Origin of the sequence: Neobacillus sp. FSL H8-0543, from assembly GCF_038592905.1 — a bacterium.
Lineage (GTDB): Bacteria > Bacillota > Bacilli > Bacillales > Cytobacillaceae > Neobacillus.
This window is the reverse complement of record NZ_CP151943.1, coordinates 3,901,501-3,920,946: the sequence shown is the minus strand read 5'-3', so window position 1 is coordinate 3,920,946 and position 19,446 is coordinate 3,901,501. Positions and strand designations below refer to the sequence as shown.

The following is a 19,446-nucleotide window of genomic DNA, read 5'->3' as shown; positions in this document are numbered from 1 at the left end:
TCTAAGCCTCTAATTGTTCAAATGAATTTCCTAAAATGATAAAAAAACTGCCAGGTTAAATTAGATATTAAACATTTACTCTAAATTTTCTAACTGCCAGTTCCACAGTTCTACTTCACCTAATTGCTCCCCTTGAATAAATGATACATCCTTAAGTTTTAATAATTCTTTTGTAGGACCTGTTACAACCGCTCCATATACAATAAATCCTTCCTCATTTAAATATTGATATTTTTGTTCTAAATTCCCTAGACCTAAAAATTGTTCATAATAGCTTTCGGACTTTTTTAATAACTCTTCCATATTTTTTAACATTAATTTCTCGCTTTCGATTACACTTTTTTCATCTAATCGATTAATGAGCATCGACTCATAATAATTTTCATCATGCTCTTTACCGCCCGTTAGACCAATTATTTCGGAAACCATGATTATATTGTCGTCACCACTCCATCCAGATGGATCATAATCTACAAATTCACCTGTATATAGAGGCATCCATAAAATGTCAATATTGTATTTTTTCAAGGAATCAATTAACTGTGATGACTCCATAAAACTAGTTGTGGAAAAGGCCATCTCTCCAACTGTTCCTTCTGGCAGCTTCTCTAATGTTTCCCATACATTTGGCCACGTATTAGCCTCTAACTTTTTTTCGGTACGTGGATCCTCAGGAAATGAAAAAGAGAACTCATTTATTGATTCTCGACCAGGAAGTGAATAAGTAATATGTGATTGACTATTTAAAAGTCTCTTAGTCACTGTTGCTTTACCTATGACAATATCATCATGTCCGACCATTTTAATTAAGTTATATGACAACCTTTTCGTACCGAATAACGAAATACTTTCTTCTTTTAATTCAGCGTCTCCTCGCACATTAGGGATAGTCCACTCTAATGCAAGTTTTGAGAAATATGCATTTTCTTTTCCTACATTAAGCTTGTCTGCAATAATATTAGCCGTTATCTTATAGCCAGCAAAAATTAAAAACACAAGGAGTAATATACGTATTATTCGAAATGTCAATGTAAATCGGGAATTTTTTAAAATGCGCTTTTCTAAATCTTTATTCCATTCTGTCATACTGCCACCCCTTCTTTTCAGCAAGAGTTGCTAAACGCCTCCTCGCCCGATAAAGTGTCACTTTTACTTGTTCTTCTGTCATTTGTAATGCATTCATTATTTCTTTATAACTAAATTGCTCATATTCTCGCAAATAAATAATGGAACGATATTGTTCCGGCAAAAATTTTAATAAACCTTCAAGTTGTTGATTCAACTCTTCCGTTAATAGGGACTCTTCCGGGACCCCATATGGACTAATCATTTCAACTTTTGATGAAAATATCGATAAAAGCGGGATTGTACGTCTTCGCTTATGCTTTCTCCATTCATCTAAATACGTGTTACGAGCCACCTTAAAAAGCCAAGCACGAGCCTCCTCTCCTTCATATGTATGTAAATGAATGGTTGCGCGAACAAATGTTTCTTGGGTTAAATCCTCTGCCAAAGGTATTGAACCACATAACTTTAGTAGATAAAGATAAAGAGGCCTAGCATACTGCTTATACAAATCTTCTAATTGTATTGATTGATTCCGCATTTTACCCCCCTCTTTACTTATCTCTCTACTAACACGTTTAACCTAAAATAATGTTACAGTTATTTTGAAAGTTTTTTCAAAAGACATTTTTAAAAGCCAAACTCCTAAATTAAACTGGAATTTGGCTACAGTTCACATTAGTAAAGCAGCGTTCTTGTTATTTACAAAAAATACCGCAGAACTTTCAAATCCCATATCCACCAGGAGTTTGTTGTACATATCTAAAATATACAAAGGGTAAACCAATACCAAATACAATTATAGCAAGGATTTAGTACAATAATTTCTTCATGAAAAACGAAATTATTAAAATAATCCCACCTATTGTTGTCGCCCTATACATTGCTACAAAGTGCATACCTTTTTATGGAGCCTTAACTATCAGCATGCAGAATTGGTCAAAGGGTTGAACAAATTATAATTTGAAAAAAGATAAAATTATATTATTAGTTCAAACGAAACAGTAAGGTCTCCAAATGAATCTTTGTGAAGCTTTGTACTTTAAGCCCAAGGGTGCAATGGTGAAAAAGGAAGCCCTTTTTCACTACATTTTTAAAATAGATCTATAAATTCTCTTCTACGGCTAACACTTAACTGAGCATAAATCCTTGTGGTCTCGCTTTTTCGTGGCCTAGTTAAAATTGAATAATATCAATGAGAGCTCCGTTGTTCAATAGGTGTATGGCTTTGCTGGTGTGGTTAAATTTCTTTGTTGACCCCTTGCCCGACTTGATATTCATTTCATGATGCCTATCAAGAGTGACAATTTCACCTATTCTATTATCTAATCGAAATGCTTTTGGCACTCCACCTATATGATGAAATATCCGCCAGCCCATTCTAAAAAGCACTCTCTCTGGTCCGTTGCTTTAACATGCTATTACACCCCGTTATGTGCAATTTTTTGCAAACTTGCGCTTAAGCTATTCATTTAAATCATTTGTTCCAATAGGCTTTTGCTTCTTCCTCAAGTACCTTTAATCTTTTGTAATAATCAGGAAATTCATTAAGATGGGCCAGTGCAATTTTCCCCGTAATAATAGGGTCATCGCCTGTAACATTCGTTTGGCTGGATATTTTTCCATGTTCAAGCTCTGTATTTACTCCCATCCAAAACTCATCTAAATTAAACTTGCTTTTATTAAAATCAATGCCTAAAAGTAAAGCGATTGCTGCTGCTTCCTCTTTGGAATAAGATTTAACCCTAGTTACAGAACGATTATTTCTATTCCAGTTTGGACTGCCATTGGTTGGATATAGATATTGCGTACCATAGTTATAATCGTTAACAAAGTGGTTCAAATACGGACTATTATAGTAGTACAAAACACATCACTCCTAAATAGGTGGTTATCAACAAGATACGTTAGTTACCCATTTATGAGCATGTCTTTTATAGGTTAAACAAATAGTTCTTTGTGGAGGATAAGGATTTGATTGGAAGTGTTGTATAATTAAATAATGAATTAGATAATTGGAGTTGATTTTTTGCCAAATAAAACGAAGATTTACCTTATCATCAGTATGATTTTCGCTGCCTTAATAATAGGCTGTACAAAAAAAGCTCCGAATGAATTTAATTTTAATCAACTTAACAGAGTAGATGTTGAAGTGGTTAAGTCAGACGAAACATATGAAGAATCTCTAATGATTACTGATGAGAAAACGATAGATTTGTTAAGAAAAACATTTAAACAAATTAGTTGGAAAACTAATGTAGAACCCAAAATGGCTAGAAAAGAAGATGTAAAGGCAACCTTATTTTTTATGTATGACAAGAATATGCCTGAAAGATTATTTGAATACCAGATTTGGTTCAATCAAAGTAAAGGTAAGGCAACAATTATTAGCAACAATGAAAAAGAAGGGTATGGTACTTTAGATAAAGATCATGAACAGACATTAGAAAATATTTTATTTAATTAATAAAAGGACGAGTCTTTGTCGACTCATCCTTCGAACCATTTATCCGTTATTTCAACATATTAAACACTTGCTCTACATCTTTATCACCACGACCTGATAGGTTAACCATCAACACATCATCTTGCGGTAATTCCTTTGCAAGTTTCAAAGCATAGGCAACCGCATGCGAACTTTCCAGGGCGGGAATAATACCTTCTGTTTTACTCAGTACTTGAAATGCTTCTAACGCCTCTTGTCCAGTTACGGTTACATACTCAGCTCTTCCACTGGTTTTCAGGTAGCTATGCTCTGGACCGACCCCTGGGTAATCTAAGCCAGCAGCGATTGAATAGGTTGGCTGCGGTTCTCCCTTTCCATCGAGTAGTGTTAAACATTTAAAGCCATGGATGACGGCTGGAACTCCTTCTGTTAAGGTGGCCGCTTCTTTCGGTTCAACACCAATCAAGCGAACATTTTTCTCCTCAATATAATGTGCAAACGCTCCGATGGCATTACTTCCTCCACCTGTACAGGCAATGACGGCAGTTGGTAGCTTTCCTTCTTTTTCAAGAATCTGACGCTTGGACTCTTCACTAATAATTGCTTGAAAGTGTTTAACCATAGTTGGATAAGGGTGAGGACCGACAGCTGAACCTAATAAATAGAAGGTATTTTGATAGTTTTGAACCAAATCACCCAATGCTTCATCGACAGCATCCTTCAATCTTCCTTGGCCTTTTTCCACAGGAATGACCTTTGCCCCTAACAATTCCATTCTAAAAACGTTAAGAGCCTGACGTTCGGTATCAAGCTTCCCCATATAAATAATACATTCCATCCCGAACATCGCACAGGCAGTAGCCGTAGCAACACCATGCTGACCTGCGCCTGTTTCCGCGATAATACGGGTGATGCCCATTCGCTTTGCCAATAAAATTTGTCCAATCGCATTATTTATTTTATGTGCGCCGGTATGATTTAAATCTTCTCTTTTTAAATAGATCTTCGCACCGCCAAGTTGCTTTGTTAAATTTGCAGCAAAGGTTAGTGGATTTTCACGACCGACATATTCTTTGAGATAGTATTTGAATTCATCAATGAATTCAGGATCGTCCTTGTACCTTAAGAATTGTTCTTCCAATTCGTTCATTACCTTTTGAAGCTCATCAGGGATAAAACTTCCCCCAAATTCACCAAAATACCCTCTGCTCTCTACACTCACTTTTTCCATACTCAGCTCGACTCCTTCTAAACCATTTTTCATTAATTGAATATTCAATTAATATTCTATCACCTCAATAGTTTTCTGTATACTATTTACCTTTTTCGTCTCTTGAAAAATTGCTATTCTTCCTTCGGACACTATAAACCCCTCTTAGTTACCGCTTTCGCTTCTGTCACCGGAGTTCGGTCACTTTGAACTCCTCTTAGTTACCGCTCCGCCTGCCTTTTCCGGAGTTCGGTCACTTTGAACCCCTCTTAGTTACCGCTTTCGCTTCTGTCGCCTGAGTTCGGTCACTATAAACTCCTCTTAGTTACCGCTTTCGCTTCTGTCACCAGAGTTCGGTCACTTTGAACCCCTCTTAGTTACCGCTCCACCTGCCTTTTCCGGAGTTCGGTCACTATAAACTCCTCTTAGTTACCGCTCCGCCTGCCTTTTCCGGAGTTCGGTCACTATAAACCCCTCTTAGTTACCGCTTTCGCTTCTGTCACCAGAGTTCGGTCACTTTGAACCCCTCTTAGTTACCGCTTTCGCTTCTGTCGCCGGAGTTCGGTCACTTTGAACCCCTCTTAGTTACCGCTTTCGCTTCTGTCACCGGAGTTCGGTCACTATAAACCCCTCTTAGTTACCGCTTTCGCTTCTGTCGCCGGAGTTCGGTCACTATGAACCCCTCTTAGTTACCGCTCCACCTGCCTTTTCCGGAGTTCGGTCACTATAAACTCCTCTTAGTTACCGCTTTCGCTTCTGTCACCGGAGTTCGGTCATTATGAACCCCTCTTAGTTACCGCTTTCGCTTCTGTCGCCTGAGTTCGGTCACTTTGAACTCCTCTTAGTTACCGCTCCGCCTGCCTTTTCCGGAGTTCGGTCACTTTGAACTCCTCTTAGTTAAGTGACAAGCACCTTCTAAACACAAAAAATCCCCCTAAGATAGACAAGTTAAATTTTTCACCTGTCCACTTTAGAGGGATTATTACCATATTACGTATTCAAATCATACATTTGACCTTTTATTAAATAAGCTGCACTTTCTGCAATATTTGTAATATGGTCAGCTGTTCGTTCAAGATAGCGATTAATCAATATTAATTGTACCAATTGGTCTGTTTCCTCGGGGTGCTCTTTTAAATAACTCGTGATTGTTTTATAGGCCTCGCGGCTATTTTTATCAACCTCGTCATCCAATTGGCCAACTTCTTTGGCAAGCTTGATATCCCCATTTAAAAAAGAATGTAATCCCTTTTGAAGCATCGTAATTGAGATATCCTTCATTTTCTCAAGATTCGTGATATTCACGAATGAATCGGAATTCCCGATTTTGATAGTCGATTTTGCAATATTAACTCCGAAATCTGCAATTCGCTCAATTTCCGAACTGATTTTTAAAGATCCGATGATTCTGCGTAAGTCTGTAGCGACAGGTTGCTCCTTCGCCAAAAGCCATATAATAAAATGATTAATTTCGATTTCAAGATCATCCACGACCTCATCTTCTTCAATCACTTTTAATGCTAATTCTATATCTCTTGTTTTAAAGGCTTCAAATGCCTTTTCAAGTGATGAAATAGCCAAGTCGGACATTGTTTTCATTTTTACTTGTAGTTCCTGTAAATTATTATCAAAGTTTTCACGAACGACCATATATTCCCCTCCTAAATTAACCGAACCTGCCAGTAATATAATCTTCCGTTCTCTGATCACTTGGCATTGAAAAGATTTTATTTGTTTCATCATATTCGACAACTTCCCCACTTAGGAAAAATGCTGTTTTATCTGAGATTCTTGCTGCTTGCTGCATATTATGGGTAACAATGACAATGGTATAATCCTTCTTCATGTTTGCAATCAGTTCTTCCACTTTTAAAGTAGAGATAGGGTCCAATGCAGAAGTAGGCTCATCCATTAGAATAATATCTGGTTTCATTGCGATGGCACGTGCGATACACACACGTTGCTGCTGACCGCCAGATAGCCCAAGCGCCGATGTTTTCAGACGATCCTTGACTTCATCCCAGATTGCCGCACCACGTAAGCTACTTTCAACAATTTCATTTAGCTCTTTTTTATTGTTTATTCCTTGCATCCTTGGTCCATATGCTACATTATCATAAATACTCATAGGGAAAAGATTTGCCTTTTGAAAAACCATCCCAACTTTGGTTCTTAATTTTATCACATCAGTGGTTTTGTAGATATCCTCATGATCAATCTTAATATTGCCAGTAATTTTTACGCCATCAATCAAATCATTCATCCGGTTTAATGTACGTAAGAAAGTGGATTTACCACATCCAGAAGGGCCAATTAGCGCTGTTACCTCATTTTCATGTATATCAAGTGAAATAGAGTGAAGTGCCTGTTTTTCCCCATAAAACAAATCAAGATTCCGAACATTGATCTTAACTTCTTTATTTGTTTGCTTCAACATCGTTGAATCATTCATCCTTACTTTAATCCCTGCGCTCATGTCAACACCTCATTTTAGTAATCAGCTTTATTTAATTTCTTCGAGATAAACGTTGCCGATAGATTCAACACTAGAATAATCACGATTAAGACAATTCCAACAGCCGAAGCTAATTCAATATCACCTGACTCCTGTGTAACTAAAAAGGAATGAACCGTTAATGTTCGTGCCGACGAGAAGATACTTGAAGGCATAGCAGCAACTGTTCCAGCGGTTAAAAAAATTGCAGCGGACTCACCCACAATTCTTCCAATCGAGAGGATAATTCCAGATAAGATACCAGGCATGGCACTTGGTAAAATGACCTTGTATAAAGTTTGCAGCTTTGTTGTTCCCAATGCTAGTGACCCCTCCCGATAGGAGTGGGGAACTGTTTTTAGCGATTCTTCTGTTGTTCGGATAATGACAGGTAATACGATGATGGTTAAGGTTAAGGAAGCAGCTATGATTGACATACCCATTTTTAAGGTTGTTACAAAGAATACTGCCCCAAATAATCCATAAATAATCGACGGAATCCCTGTTAAGCTTTCCGTTGCAAAACGAATGATATTTACCAAGCGACCTTGTTTTGCATACTCCTGCAAATAGACAGCTGCAAAAATCCCAATTGGAGTTGCGATGACTAATGAGATGACAATCGTATAAAGAGTCGTGATAACCATCGGCCAAATTCCACCACCGCCAGTAGGTGAATAGTCTCCAAAAATAAAATTAAAATCGATCAAACGATAACCCTTCATAAAGATATAGCCAACAATCATGACAAGTATGGCTACTGTCAAGAAAGCAGATCCCCAAAGAAATCCACGGAACAAATTATTTTTAAGCTTTCTCAACTTACTTACCACCCTTCCCACTGATTTTTGCTAAAACAAAATTTAAGATTAAAATAAACGAGAATAAAACAATTCCAGTTGCAAACAACATATCCTGGTGTGTACCAAATGCATAACCCATCTCTAATGCAATATTAGTCGTTAACGGACGGACACTATCTGTAAGGCTTGTTGGCAGTATAAGACTATTACCAGCTACTAAAATAACAGCCATCGTTTCACCGATCGCTCTGCCTAAGCCTAAAACGATAGCTGCCATGATCCCTGACTTAGCAGCTGGGACAACAACCTTAAAGATGGTCTCGATTTCAGATGCACCTAGTGCCAATGAGCCTTCACGGTATGTTTTTGGGACGGCACGTATAGCTGTTTCAGCAACGGTCACAATAGTTGGAAGCATCATGATAGCTAAAACAAGGATAACAGCAATCAAGCTTTGTCCTTTTGCAAGGTTTAATTGATTTTGTAAAAAAGGGACGATAAGTGCCAGTCCAAATACACCATATAAAACGGAGGGAATCCCCGCCAACAGCTGTACTGCTGGAGAAATCAATCTTGCTACTTTTTTTGGTGCAATTTCAGCTAAGAAGATAGCTGTAAATAAGCCAATCGGCACACCAATCACCAATGCGCCAATTGTTGCATAAATGGATGCGACAATCATTGGCAATATTCCAAATTTATCTTCACTAGGAACCCAATCGACTCCAAAAAGAAAGTCAAAAAAGCTATAGCCATCTACTACAAACGGGAGTGCTCCCTTATAAAATACAAATCCAACGATTAATAATAAACTGATAACAGAAAGAAGCGCACAAAACAGAAATAATCTAGATGACAGCTTCTCTAACAAGTACTTTCTCTGATTTGAATTCTCTCTCTCCATAGGCTGCCGTGGCATACACATTCCTCCATGCATCTCTTTTTCGCTTTTTGCACTATTATTTAATTGGTATGGCTCCTGTTTCAGCAACAATTTCTTGTCCATCAGGGCTCAAAATATAGTCGATAAACTGCTTTCCAGCATCGGAAAGTTGGCCCTCTTTGTGTACAAATAAAAATGGACGTGAAAGGCTATATTTTTGCTGCAAAACATTCTCCGCTGTAGCCTCCATTCCATTTATGTCAACAGTTGATATAGAGGAATCAATATATTCAAATGATATAAAACCTACCGCGTGTTTATTCGTTGCGACCGTCGTTTTAATATTTCCGTTCCCACTCGCAATGATTGAACTTCTTACTAATTCACCCGAAGAATACCCTACTATTTCTTGAAACGCATCTCGTGATCCAGAGCCATCTTCTCTGGAAACAACGACGATTTCCAGGTCATCGCCACCCAGCTCTTTCCAATTGGTAACCTCACCAGTAAAAACGGACTTCACTTGATCCATCGTTAGGTTTTTCACTTTGTTGCTAGGGTGTGTCACGACAACAATTCCATCATACGCAATAATAGTCTCAACTAGCCCACTTGCTTTTTCTTCCTCTTTCAAATCACGAGAGGACATTCCGATTTCTGATACTCCGCTTATGGCGTTGGTTATTCCTGCAGAAGATCCAATTTGATTTATTTCAACTTTTACATTGCTTGTGTCTTTAAACTTTTCTGCAATCTTTTCAGCTAATGGTCCTACGGAGGTGGATCCCGAAACAGAAACGGTAGCTGAATCTCCATTTGATGCTTCAACACCTTCATTATTACTATTTCCACATGCTGATAAAATGGCAATTAAGAATAGTAACGATAATCCTAGCATTGTCCTTCTTTTTAACGTCATATTTTTAAACCTCCAAAATGATCGTTTGATCTTTCCGTTCGCCCTATAAAGAATAAACGCTCTATGTAAAGTTTCCGTGATTCTTTTGTAAAGGTTTTGTAAATTTTATTAATTTCGTTTAAAGATAATTATAAAACAACCAATTATTTCTATTTTTGTAACTTTTGGTTGTTTTTAATATGCTATTCCAAGTGAGAATATATGTTATGAAAACAAAAAAACGAAAGAGTAGCTCCTTCGTTCCTTGAGTGGAGGAAATTCTGTTTTCTAAAAAGGCCAACCAACCATGGTTAAACATGAGGGTTCACTTGTGGGGTGCAAAACAGGAAATAACAGAGCAAATCAGTGACTCATTCGCAAGTTTATTACCTCTCATTTCTCAACTCAAATCACATTTGGTCCTGGGATTAATATTGGTTCGATATAGGAAGGTTATCTAGCACAATCGAGGCTATTGGCTACCGTAATTGAATTCTCAATAAAAAATCACCAAATTGGCAGCTAATAACTTGGAATTCAATCAATATTACTTTTTTGATAGGAAATTTGGAATAGATTCCTCTGTAATTAACAAGTATATAATTCTATACTTTCACCGTTCCTTCGTTTCGAGTAAGTTTCTTATATTTTGCATTGAATAAAACTCCTTCACCATAATTCTTTCAAGATAAATCGTTCCAACAGTGTTTCTGGCAAATGTACTAGCTAGCGAAAAAGTTGAATAATAACCGAGAATATAAAAATGTTATACTACACTTAATAAATTCATGGTTAAAGGAGATAAAGTAATGAAAATCAAAATGATCATTTTTCTAACCTCTACAAAAGAACAAAAAGAAAATTATAGAACTGAAATAGTAATGAAAACATTTGAATCAACGATTCGCCCTGTTAAAGGAGATATCATTGATGATCCTGGATTTGACTCAAGTTTTCATAATGGTTATGAGGTTGTAAAAGTTACCATAAATTATGAGACTAATGAATGCTATGTATCTCTGCATCCACTTGCAATGGAATTAGAGGAAATTAGTATCAATGACTATATAGACAAACTTGTAGCAAATGGATGGCGTATTATTTCAAAAGAAGAATTATTAACTCTCTAAAAGAGAAAGATGTTTGTTTTATGCAGCTTTCCTGTCGAATTTTGATTCAATTATTAGAACAATTGGATAAGCAGCAATTAAAAGTAAAGAAATATATACTGACTGTTCAAACATATTTTTAAACATTTCTTGAGACCAACCGTCTTCCCCGATAATCCAATACGCCATTTTATTAGAAATACCAATTCCATCATTGGCTTCAGGAATTAGGCTTTGTGTATAGTTTTGCGCAAGACTAATTGTCGCTAAAATAGATAATGCAATAGCAATACTAATTCCTTTTGAAAAAGGGTTTTTTATTCCTAACCTATGGATAACTAAAATAGAAATTATTAAAATAATTAAACTTCCAAACACAAACATATCCCTACCCCCAATAAAATATTAACTTTCTACATAAATTATAAAGGGTAAATTTAACATTTTATATACTTAATTACAAATTATCTTAAACTCGTTATTGGAAAATCCCACCAAATCGTTTATGTATAAGTCCTCACAATATTACTATGAATGCAGAGGGACAGACCACAGTTTTAGCGTTCTATTTTTTCTCGCAACGAATAGTATTTTTAAGGGGGGTATCTGATGAAGTTATTAATATTGATTATATTACTGTTATTAATATTTTTTATCTTTTTATTTATTCGAAAAGACAAGGAACAAGTATTAGAAAGTTTTTCCCTTGGAGACTTTTTACATCAAAACGAACTTGTTCAGAAAGATACAACGATTATCAACAAAATCAACGATTTTTTCGATAATGATAATGATGATGGCAGTGGAGACGGGGTTGATGATGGTGATGGTGATGGTGGTGAGTAGTAATATACTTATTTCAATCATAGTTTCCCTTGAAAAAATCCAAAAAATTGAAGCTTATTTCAATATATATATTTTCAAGGTAAGAGTTGGACATATTATTCCTAGGAGGTGATAAGGTGGCTGACAAAAAGAATACTTCCAAACAAATAGAAAGAAACAATAAATTAGATAGAGAAATAAATGATCGACATAATGACAATGCTAGGGCAGCAGCGGATCCTGCATCAAACACCCCAAGAATTAATACAGATAATCTTTAACAGTAAGTCTATTATTCAAACAGTTGAAATAGCAAACCGAAGAACAATCGAATACTACACCAATCAACGCTTGGGTTTAGATCCAAGCGTTATAGGCTCATTTTTTCTTCTGAAAGTAACGGGCAGTTAGTTCAATAATACTTCACATAATAACAACAAAGAATTACGAACTGAATGATATGATTTATCTTAGATAATAATTTTGTTAGCCATAAATTAAAAACAAGGTCTAATAAGTTGGCTCCAATCATCGTGATTTCATTAATGATTTTAAGTGGTATTTTATTGATGGCAAGTTCAATCTTTTCAAAAAAGAAAGATATTGAGAATCTATCTTTTTTTGGTGTTGCAGATTTACTTGGTTTAGTGGTTAATCTAGTTTTTTCTTTTTCAACAGTAAAGATTAAAAGAGTATTACTTTTTAGTCTTGGCTTACTTTTGGCAGGCTTCTTTTTGTACATATTAATTACAGGTAAATATTAGAATTATTAATCAGTGCTCTTTAACTAGGGGCAATTTGGTTGTTTGCATTTACCAGGCACCACTCAGTACTTATTCCATTATTATTTTTCTAATCGAAGGATATTAGCATGCTCGATAAAAAATTAAGTGAGCATATTAAAGATTACCCTAAATTGAATGAAGTTTGCCAATGTTGTTATAGGATGTGAAAAAATGGTCTTTTTTTATGTAATGCTCATACTTGGAGCTTTATTTGTAATTTCCGCAGTATTTTTATTTATTGTTATTTATGTTGATAGAGATTATTCATTATTAAATGTAGTTAAATGCATTGGAATGTTATTAATTGGTGTTTTACTTTTAGCGGTTACTCTCCCAAGTCTAAAATATATTGTACTAAAGGAGTATGATGTCGTCAGTGGAAAATGTGTCATCGATATAAATTCATCAGGTCGTTCTTCTGAAGCAGACTTTAAAATGCTCGATACAGATGAATTTTTTACCTTCAGAGATATTCCTGCACTTGATGCTTATGGAAAGTCAATTCCTTATTATTGTGAGGTGACAGTGACAAAAGACCATATGTTTGAAATTGGTTATAAAATATATGATGCCAAAACACAAAAGTTAATATTAACAAGTAAATAGCCTATGTTTGTTTTGTGAAGCATTGCACTTAAACATCGGGGGCGTTATTGAACAAGCTAATTTAATCAATAAAAGAAATCGCTCAGTTCATTATACTGAGCCATTAAGAAAAAGGCTGCCAGTTTAGCAGCCAGTTCTTGAAGTAATGCCCCCGTTCAAACGCAAATCTTTATTTCTCCCAAAGCTCGACCAGTCGACCTTCTGGATCTTCAATCCAAATAAACTTTCCATATTCACTAATCTCTTTTTCCTTTGCAAGAGGTACACCAATCTGTTCGAGATGCTCAATGGTTTCGTCTAGATTATGTACTTGGAAATTTAGCATCACTTGTTGATCTGTTGGAAAATAATTGTCATTTTCGGTAAAGAAAGAAAAGATCGTTTCATTTCCTGAATGGGGCTTTATCATAGCCCCATTCCAAGTTTCCATATCAATCTTCAACACGTCACTGTACCATTTTTTCACAACATCAAGATTCTTAGTTCTCCAAAAAATTCCTCCGAAACCTTTTATCATCTTTACTAACTCCTGTCTGTCATCAATTTTTAAGCTATTTCTTTTTTGTACCTTCTTTAACTTACATTAACTCCCTTAGTTTTAAGAAGATAATAATGATTCGTAACGGATCATTGTCCACAACCCAATGTCGGTAAATCCTAATCGTTTATAAATTTTCCCAGCTGCGGGATTATTATAAAATAAGCAAAGTGATTTCCCCTCTGCTAATAATTCGCTACACAGCTTTTCCATACATAGTGTTGCATAACCTCTACGTTCAAAGCCTGGTCTTGTTCCAACACCAACAATCATTGCAGATTGGGAATTTTCCGCTGTTGTAGATGCTGATGCAACCATTGTCCCTTGTTCATTACGGACAATATACGTTCTACCGGTCTTATATTTTTCAGCACGTTCTCTCTCTTCGACACTAAAATTCCCCTTTGAAAATTCAGGTATCGAACGTAACAACTTTACATTTTCATGATATTCTGACGGCTGTAAATAATTTGCTTGATGTATTCTTTCTTCATCAACCTCATAACTTAAACCCATACATTTTGCATAATATGTTTCGCTATGTTTTCGTAGATCCCTATTTATTAATCCCTGTAATGGCTCAATTAAATGCTTTAATCCACTTATTTCAATTCGATTTGGATTACGTTTGATAATTTCTGCAAAACCTTTTACATCATATTGTTGCTCACTGAATGGAATATAATTTTCCTCATACCTTAGCAAAATAGCGATTAATTCCATATTTTGGAATTGCCCCCAAATTTCTTGAAAGGTTGAATCATAACCATATGCTTCAAGATCACCAATAATAAATAAATTTTCTGCTGGCTTATGACCAATAAGCGCCATTACTGATTCATGGTCCTCTTTATTTAACTTTCGAATCATTCGATCTTCCCCCTATATCAATGCCCAATTCTTAAATATACGATATCAAAAATACTTTCTTTAATTATACATAGTAACTGAAAAAAATGGCATGAAAATCCAATTTTTTGTTTTTAGACAACTTTAGATCTGTGAATATGTAATTGTTACTCTTCTACTAAACTGAGAATTAGCAGATTAAGGAAAGCGATTATCCTTATTAAACACACCCTGTTGCTTAATAATAATTCTTCACAAATTATAAAATCCCACTAAAGAAGGACCTTAACATATCGTTAACGTCCTTCTCCCCCTAGTTAATCATTCATTTATGTTATAGACTAATATATCGAATAATTCCCCATTAACATAAAGTAATATCGCCCATTCCCCTGCCGTTGGAATGTTTACGCTTGAAGGGGTATGTGCATCTGCACCATTATTCCCTCCTCCAAGGTCTATTGTCCAGCCTGTAGTTATGATTTGATGGACAGTTCCCGTCACTCTATGAAAACCAACAGCCGTTAGTTCGGTTTGTTTGAGATTGTCGATCCCCCAAAGATGCCACATCCACTTTTGGTTGATATTTATGCTTGGCATATTAGCACCAATAACACCTGATTTATTTTCATTTCCTACTATATTGTTACCTAATTCCACCGCTTTGCGGTTCCAGTTAATCATTTCAAAGTCACTTGTTTTTACGAAGTTTGGAATATTTGTTGGTAAAATAGGTTCTTCTCCAACTAACAATACTACATCACCATAAAATTTCTTATCAAAGAAGACTTCATATTTCCAAAGGCCACCTTTGGACACTATTAACGTTGTCGTAAACCTCCCTAAACTTGAATATCCAGGGGATGGTTCCGTAACCTTTTTTGAAAAAAATACACTTTTACGCTCACCTGTCTCTTTATTCATTGCGTATATTTCTATTTCTTTTCCCTTATAGGCAACAAAAGGTTCCTTAAAACTAAACATATAGCCAAAAGGTTTACCGGCAGAAAGGTTTGGATCTGGGTAAACATTGAAGAGTACCTTACCATTCTTTGAGTATTCATTTCGTACCTTCCATTCGCTTTCAAGAGTCTGCTTGGCTCCTTGATTTACACCGTCATTAGAAGTTAAAGTGCCTAAAAAATCTGTATAAAACAATAAGACAAACAAGGATGCTGCCAGAGTGGTGATGAAATAAATAGTTAACTTTGGTTTTTTTATCATTTTTATATCTTGCTGGTGAAGTGAGGATCTAATCTTCTTTTTCTGTTTATCTGTAAAGTGGATACCCTTATGAGTGGAAGAATGCATTGCTTTCCGTAAGTTACGAAGTTCTTTCTCCATTTTATCTCCACCTTTCCATCATTGCTTTTAATTTCATTCGTGCCCTATTCAGTCTAGTTTTAATTGTATTTCTATTGATATTCAAGATTTCACTAATTTCTTCAATCGATAATTCCTCATAATAATATAGTGTTATAACCTCACGATACTTAATTGGTAATACTAAAACACTAGTGGATAAAAATTCCTCTTCGGAACTTTTCATTATGGACATTTCAGGAGATAATTCTGAGGATTTTGTTAGTCTGAGTATATTAGAGTTCATAACAACCTTTTTAAAAATTGAACTCTTTAAAAAATCTTTACACTTGTTAATTGTGATTCTAAATATCCATGCTTTAAAGGATACAATTTTATCAATATTTTCATATTCTCTATAGCAAGTAATGAATACATCCTGAACGATATCTTCTGCAAGATTCCAATCCTTTGTATAGTTATAGGAAAGCTTAGTTAATCTGTCACCATATTCATCCATAATATTTTCAAACCATGAATCTATATTTTCTGGATTTACATTTTCCTTGCCAATCATTCTATTCAAGCTTATACCACCTCATTTCTCACTTAATGCTATGACGACTGAGTTATGTATTGGTTTCATTTTTTATATAAAAATTAAAAAGCTACAGAAAATGACGTGTGCCAATGCACACGTCACTTCTTATATCATTTATACTTTTTTTGTTATTATCTCTTTTTACGAAGCTTTTCCACTTCATCTGCAACAAATTGTACATTGGTTCCGACAATTACTTGAATACTTTGTGGGCCAACGACATTAATTCCCGGTACACCTGTTGCTTTAATTCTCTTTTGATCGACGGCTTTCATGTCTTTCACTTCTACTCTTAGACGTGTTACACAATTGTCAACAGAAGTAACGTTTGCATCTCCGCCTAAGCCTTCGTAAATTTTAGCTGCCATTGCTGCAAATTTATCTCCAGCTACAATACCTTCTTCTGTTTCTTCATCAATATCTTCTTCACGACCAGGAGTCATTAAGTTGAATTTAGTGATGATGAAGCGGAATAGGAAGTAATAAATAACGGCAAATACTAGACCTTGCACGATTAGCATATATGGTTGATTCGCAATTGGTATTTTTAAACTTAATACAAAGTCAACGAAACCTGCACTAAATCCAAATCCTGCTGTCCAATGGAACAAGGCAGCAACCGTTAATGAAAGACCCGTTAATACAGCGTGTGTAAAATAAAGTACTGGCGCAACAAACATAAACGCAAATTCAAGTGGTTCTGTAACCCCAGTAAAGAAGGAAGCCACACCAGCAGCCATCATTAGAGCAGCCACTTGTTTTTTCTTTGCTGTTTTTGCCGTGTGATACATCGCTAATGCAGCAGCAGGTAAACCAAACATCATAACTGGGAAGAAACCAGCTTGGTACATACCAGTAACACCCTGTTCTCCTTTACTAGCCCAGAAATTACCGATATCATTTATTCCTGCTACATCAAACCAGAAAACGGAGTTTAAGGCATGGTGTAATCCGATTGGAATTAACAAACGGTTGAAGAATCCATATAATCCTGCACCGATCGCACCTAATTCACTGATGCTTTTACCAAAATTAACTAATCCAGTAAAAATGACCGGCCATACAAATAATAAAACGAGTGAAACGACTAACATCGCAACCGAAGTCATAATTGGAACGAGTCGTTTTCCACTAAAGAATGAGAGTGCATCAGGTAATTTTACATGACTGAAGCGATTGTACATCATCGAGGCAATGATACCTGAAAGAATACCAATAAATTGATTTCCGATTTTTCCAAACGCTGCGTTGACCTCTGCTACATCAACACCTTGCAACATTGCTACTGAGCCTGTTGATAGCACGGTGGTCACGACTAAGTAAGCAACTAAACCACTTAGTGCAGCAGATCCATCTTTTTCCTTCGACATACCAAGTGCGACACCAACTGCAAATAGGATCGCCATATTATCAATAATCGAACCGCCGGCTTTGATTAAGAAGGCAGCGATTGGACTTCCAGCACCCCAACCACTAGGGTCAATCCAATAACCAATCCCCATTAATATGGCGGCTGCCGGCAATACTGCTACCGGAAGCATTAACGAACGGCCAAGTCTTTGTAGATATTTCATCATGTGAAACATCCTCCTCCCAATTTTAAAACACTAAAAAACAAATGACAGATGTAAATACTTAATAGAATAAAAGCTAAAAATAAGATCGGATGTTACCTGCAAACTATTGTTTTCTTAATCTTTCAATATGAAGCGTGATGTAACCTAATTCTTGGTCTGGCAGGACTACTCCGTGTACTAAGGATAATTCCTTGGCAACTTCAGATGCACAGCTGTATGACTTAGGAAACTTCCTTTTAATCATCCCAAGCATTTCATCATCCATTGCATGATGCTCAAACTGATTAATCCTGAATAATGCAAATCTTAGGTGGGTGACAAGTCGATGATACGAGATGTCGTCCTCATTTACCCTAATCCTCAAGATTTCCATAATCTTCTGAACCATATCTCTTACAATTGTTGTCTGCCTAACTGTCTGCCTTAAATCACCTCCTTGAAGCTTCATTGTGTGAATATGAAGTGCAATAAACGCTGCTTCATCGACTGACATATTAATATTGAATTTTTCTTTAATATGTTGAATCGCCCAAAGCCCTACTTCATATTCTCTTTTATATAAAATCTTTATTTCATGTAAAAGCTTGTTTTTTAAATGTATTCCTTCCATTTCTCTCTCGATGGCAAAAGAAATATGATCGGTTAAGACAATATGAATATGCTCGTTTAGCTTTGTACCAATATATTCTTCTGCATGTGAAATAATTTCCTCTGAGATGATAAAATGTTCTTCTGGAATTCGTGTAAGTAATTGATGAAACTTTTCATTTTCCTTCATGACGAAAAGCTTTTCAATTTTATGAATATTTACGATATCATTCTTCCTCTTTTCAAAGGCAATTCCGGCTCCAATTGCAATCTTTTCCTCCTGGCCATCTGCTACTACAACTGCATTATTATTTAAAATTTTTTTGATTTTCATTTGCAGAGCCAGCTCCTTGTTAAAACTATCCAATTGGCTATCACTTACCAGATACAGTCATGATAATTGTCTTTCCTTGAATGGCTTCCGTTTCATTCGTAAGCGTATACTGTTTTTTTCCATTTTGGCTATTGGTAATGACGATTGGTGTTACTGTGCTTTTCGCATTTTTACGGATATACTCCCAATCCACTTCCAGCAGTATCTGACCGACGGAAACCTTGTCTCCGAGATTGACTCTTACCTTAAAGCCTTCCCCTTTTAACGAAACCGTTTCCAATCCTACGTGAATAAGAATCTCTGAACCTTCTTCAGCAAGAATACCAATCGCATGCTTCGTATTCGCAATCTGAACAATCGTTCCATTAACAGGTGCATAAATATTTCCCTCGGATGGCATCACTGCCACTCCTTCTCCCATCATCTTTTCACTAAAAACTGGATCTGGTACCTGGTCAAGCGGGATAATGCTTCCATTTACTGGTGTAACTATATTTAATTTTGCTTTCTTAAATAAATTCTTTAACATGGGG

The 19,446-nt window shown here is 35.9% G+C and carries 23 protein-coding genes; 6 read left to right on the top strand and 17 right to left on the bottom strand.

The window, feature by feature from the left end; genetic code table 11:
* Positions 1-75: 75 nt before the first annotated feature.
* The 3 genes from NSS81_RS19730 to NSS81_RS19720 form a co-directional block, all read right to left on the bottom strand.
* Positions 76-1,086: an anti sigma factor C-terminal domain-containing protein gene (locus NSS81_RS19730; protein ID WP_342430335.1), complete on the bottom strand. Its 1,011-nt coding sequence runs from the start codon at positions 1,084-1,086 to the stop codon at positions 76-78.
* Entirely contained in the window at positions 1,070-1,606 is a 537-nt protein-coding gene (locus NSS81_RS19725) for a sigma-70 family RNA polymerase sigma factor (protein WP_342430334.1), read from the bottom strand. Before NSS81_RS19725 ends, NSS81_RS19730 begins: the two co-directional genes overlap by 17 nt.
* 936 nt (positions 1,607-2,542) lie before the next feature.
* On the bottom strand, positions 2,543-2,932 hold the full coding sequence (locus NSS81_RS19720) for a DUF5661 family protein (RefSeq protein ID WP_342430333.1): 390 nt from the start codon (positions 2,930-2,932) through the stop codon (positions 2,543-2,545).
* A 162-nt stretch (positions 2,933-3,094) separates the two neighbouring features.
* On the opposite strand from NSS81_RS19720, the gene NSS81_RS19715 reads away from it, so the two are divergent.
* The gene (locus NSS81_RS19715; protein WP_342430332.1) at positions 3,095-3,532 is read left to right on the top strand and encodes a hypothetical protein; all 438 of its coding nucleotides are present in this window, start codon (positions 3,095-3,097) and stop codon (positions 3,530-3,532) included.
* Between the two features lie 46 nt (positions 3,533-3,578).
* Here NSS81_RS19715 and trpB read toward each other — a convergent pair whose 3' ends face one another.
* The 6 genes from trpB to NSS81_RS19685 form a co-directional block, all read right to left on the bottom strand.
* Complete coding sequence (gene trpB / locus NSS81_RS19710; RefSeq protein WP_342434085.1) at positions 3,579-4,742, bottom strand: tryptophan synthase subunit beta; 1,164 nt, start codon at positions 4,740-4,742, stop codon at positions 3,579-3,581.
* Positions 4,743-5,711: 969 nt separating this feature from the next.
* Positions 5,712-6,371, bottom strand: a complete 660-nt coding sequence (gene phoU / locus NSS81_RS19705; RefSeq protein ID WP_342430331.1) for a phosphate signaling complex protein PhoU — start codon at positions 6,369-6,371, stop codon at positions 5,712-5,714.
* Positions 6,372-6,387: 16 nt separating this feature from the next.
* Positions 6,388-7,173 carry a phosphate ABC transporter ATP-binding protein PstB gene (gene pstB, locus NSS81_RS19700; protein ID WP_342434084.1) on the bottom strand — a complete coding sequence of 262 codons (786 nt, stop codon included), beginning with the start codon at positions 7,171-7,173 and terminating at the stop codon, positions 6,388-6,390.
* 38 nt (positions 7,174-7,211) lie between these two features.
* Positions 7,212-8,036, bottom strand: coding sequence for a phosphate ABC transporter permease PstA (pstA, locus tag NSS81_RS19695; RefSeq protein WP_342430330.1), 825 nt, complete (start codon positions 8,034-8,036; stop codon positions 7,212-7,214).
* Between the two features lies 1 nt (position 8,037).
* Positions 8,038-8,937: a phosphate ABC transporter permease subunit PstC gene (gene pstC, locus NSS81_RS19690; RefSeq protein WP_342430329.1), complete on the bottom strand. Its 900-nt coding sequence runs from the start codon at positions 8,935-8,937 to the stop codon at positions 8,038-8,040.
* Between the two features lie 40 nt (positions 8,938-8,977).
* Positions 8,978-9,820, bottom strand: a complete 843-nt coding sequence (locus NSS81_RS19685; RefSeq protein ID WP_342430328.1) for a phosphate ABC transporter substrate-binding protein — start codon at positions 9,818-9,820, stop codon at positions 8,978-8,980.
* A 788-nt stretch (positions 9,821-10,608) separates the two neighbouring features.
* On the opposite strand from NSS81_RS19685, the gene NSS81_RS19680 reads away from it, so the two are divergent.
* On the top strand, positions 10,609-10,929 hold the full coding sequence (locus NSS81_RS19680) for a hypothetical protein (protein WP_342430327.1): 321 nt from the start codon (positions 10,609-10,611) through the stop codon (positions 10,927-10,929).
* Positions 10,930-10,947: 18 nt separating this feature from the next.
* Here NSS81_RS19680 and NSS81_RS19675 read toward each other — a convergent pair whose 3' ends face one another.
* Positions 10,948-11,292, bottom strand: a complete 345-nt coding sequence (locus NSS81_RS19675) for a hypothetical protein (protein WP_342430326.1) — start codon at positions 11,290-11,292, stop codon at positions 10,948-10,950.
* 225 nt (positions 11,293-11,517) lie between these two features.
* On the opposite strand from NSS81_RS19675, the gene NSS81_RS19670 reads away from it, so the two are divergent.
* The 4 genes from NSS81_RS19670 (at position 11,518) to NSS81_RS19655 (ending at position 13,124) form a co-directional block, all read left to right on the top strand.
* Positions 11,518-11,754, top strand: coding sequence for a hypothetical protein (locus NSS81_RS19670; protein ID WP_342430325.1), 237 nt, complete (start codon positions 11,518-11,520; stop codon positions 11,752-11,754).
* Between the two features lie 116 nt (positions 11,755-11,870).
* Positions 11,871-12,014: a hypothetical protein gene (locus NSS81_RS19665; RefSeq protein ID WP_342430324.1), complete on the top strand. Its 144-nt coding sequence runs from the start codon at positions 11,871-11,873 to the stop codon at positions 12,012-12,014.
* A 288-nt stretch (positions 12,015-12,302) separates the two neighbouring features.
* Positions 12,303-12,497 (top strand): hypothetical protein, encoded by a 195-nt coding sequence (locus tag NSS81_RS19660; protein WP_342430323.1) that lies wholly within the window; start codon positions 12,303-12,305, stop codon positions 12,495-12,497.
* Between the two features lie 156 nt (positions 12,498-12,653).
* Positions 12,654-13,124 (top strand): hypothetical protein, encoded by a 471-nt coding sequence (locus NSS81_RS19655; protein WP_342430322.1) that lies wholly within the window; start codon positions 12,654-12,656, stop codon positions 13,122-13,124.
* 169 nt (positions 13,125-13,293) lie between these two features.
* Here NSS81_RS19655 and NSS81_RS19650 read toward each other — a convergent pair whose 3' ends face one another.
* The 7 genes from NSS81_RS19650 to NSS81_RS19620 all read right to left on the bottom strand — a co-directional run bounded on the left by NSS81_RS19650 (position 13,294) and on the right by NSS81_RS19620 (position 19,442).
* Positions 13,294-13,641 carry a VOC family protein gene (locus tag NSS81_RS19650; RefSeq protein WP_342430321.1) on the bottom strand — a complete coding sequence of 116 codons (348 nt, stop codon included), beginning with the start codon at positions 13,639-13,641 and terminating at the stop codon, positions 13,294-13,296.
* Positions 13,642-13,722: 81 nt separating this feature from the next.
* Positions 13,723-14,532, bottom strand: coding sequence for a GNAT family N-acetyltransferase (locus tag NSS81_RS19645; protein ID WP_342430320.1), 810 nt, complete (start codon positions 14,530-14,532; stop codon positions 13,723-13,725).
* 300 nt (positions 14,533-14,832) lie between these two features.
* Complete coding sequence (locus NSS81_RS19640; protein WP_342430319.1) at positions 14,833-15,855, bottom strand: hypothetical protein; 1,023 nt, start codon at positions 15,853-15,855, stop codon at positions 14,833-14,835.
* Between the two features lies 1 nt (position 15,856).
* Positions 15,857-16,390, bottom strand: a complete 534-nt coding sequence (locus NSS81_RS19635) for a sigma-70 family RNA polymerase sigma factor (RefSeq protein WP_342434083.1) — start codon at positions 16,388-16,390, stop codon at positions 15,857-15,859.
* Between the two features lie 155 nt (positions 16,391-16,545).
* Complete coding sequence (gene nagE / locus NSS81_RS19630; protein ID WP_342430318.1) at positions 16,546-17,991, bottom strand: N-acetylglucosamine-specific PTS transporter subunit IIBC; 1,446 nt, start codon at positions 17,989-17,991, stop codon at positions 16,546-16,548.
* Positions 17,992-18,094: 103 nt separating this feature from the next.
* Positions 18,095-18,913 carry a PRD domain-containing protein gene (locus NSS81_RS19625; protein ID WP_342430317.1) on the bottom strand — a complete coding sequence of 273 codons (819 nt, stop codon included), beginning with the start codon at positions 18,911-18,913 and terminating at the stop codon, positions 18,095-18,097.
* Positions 18,914-18,953: 40 nt separating this feature from the next.
* On the bottom strand, positions 18,954-19,442 hold the full coding sequence (locus NSS81_RS19620; RefSeq protein ID WP_342430316.1) for a PTS glucose transporter subunit IIA: 489 nt from the start codon (positions 19,440-19,442) through the stop codon (positions 18,954-18,956).
* Between the last annotated feature and the right edge of the window lie 4 nt (positions 19,443-19,446).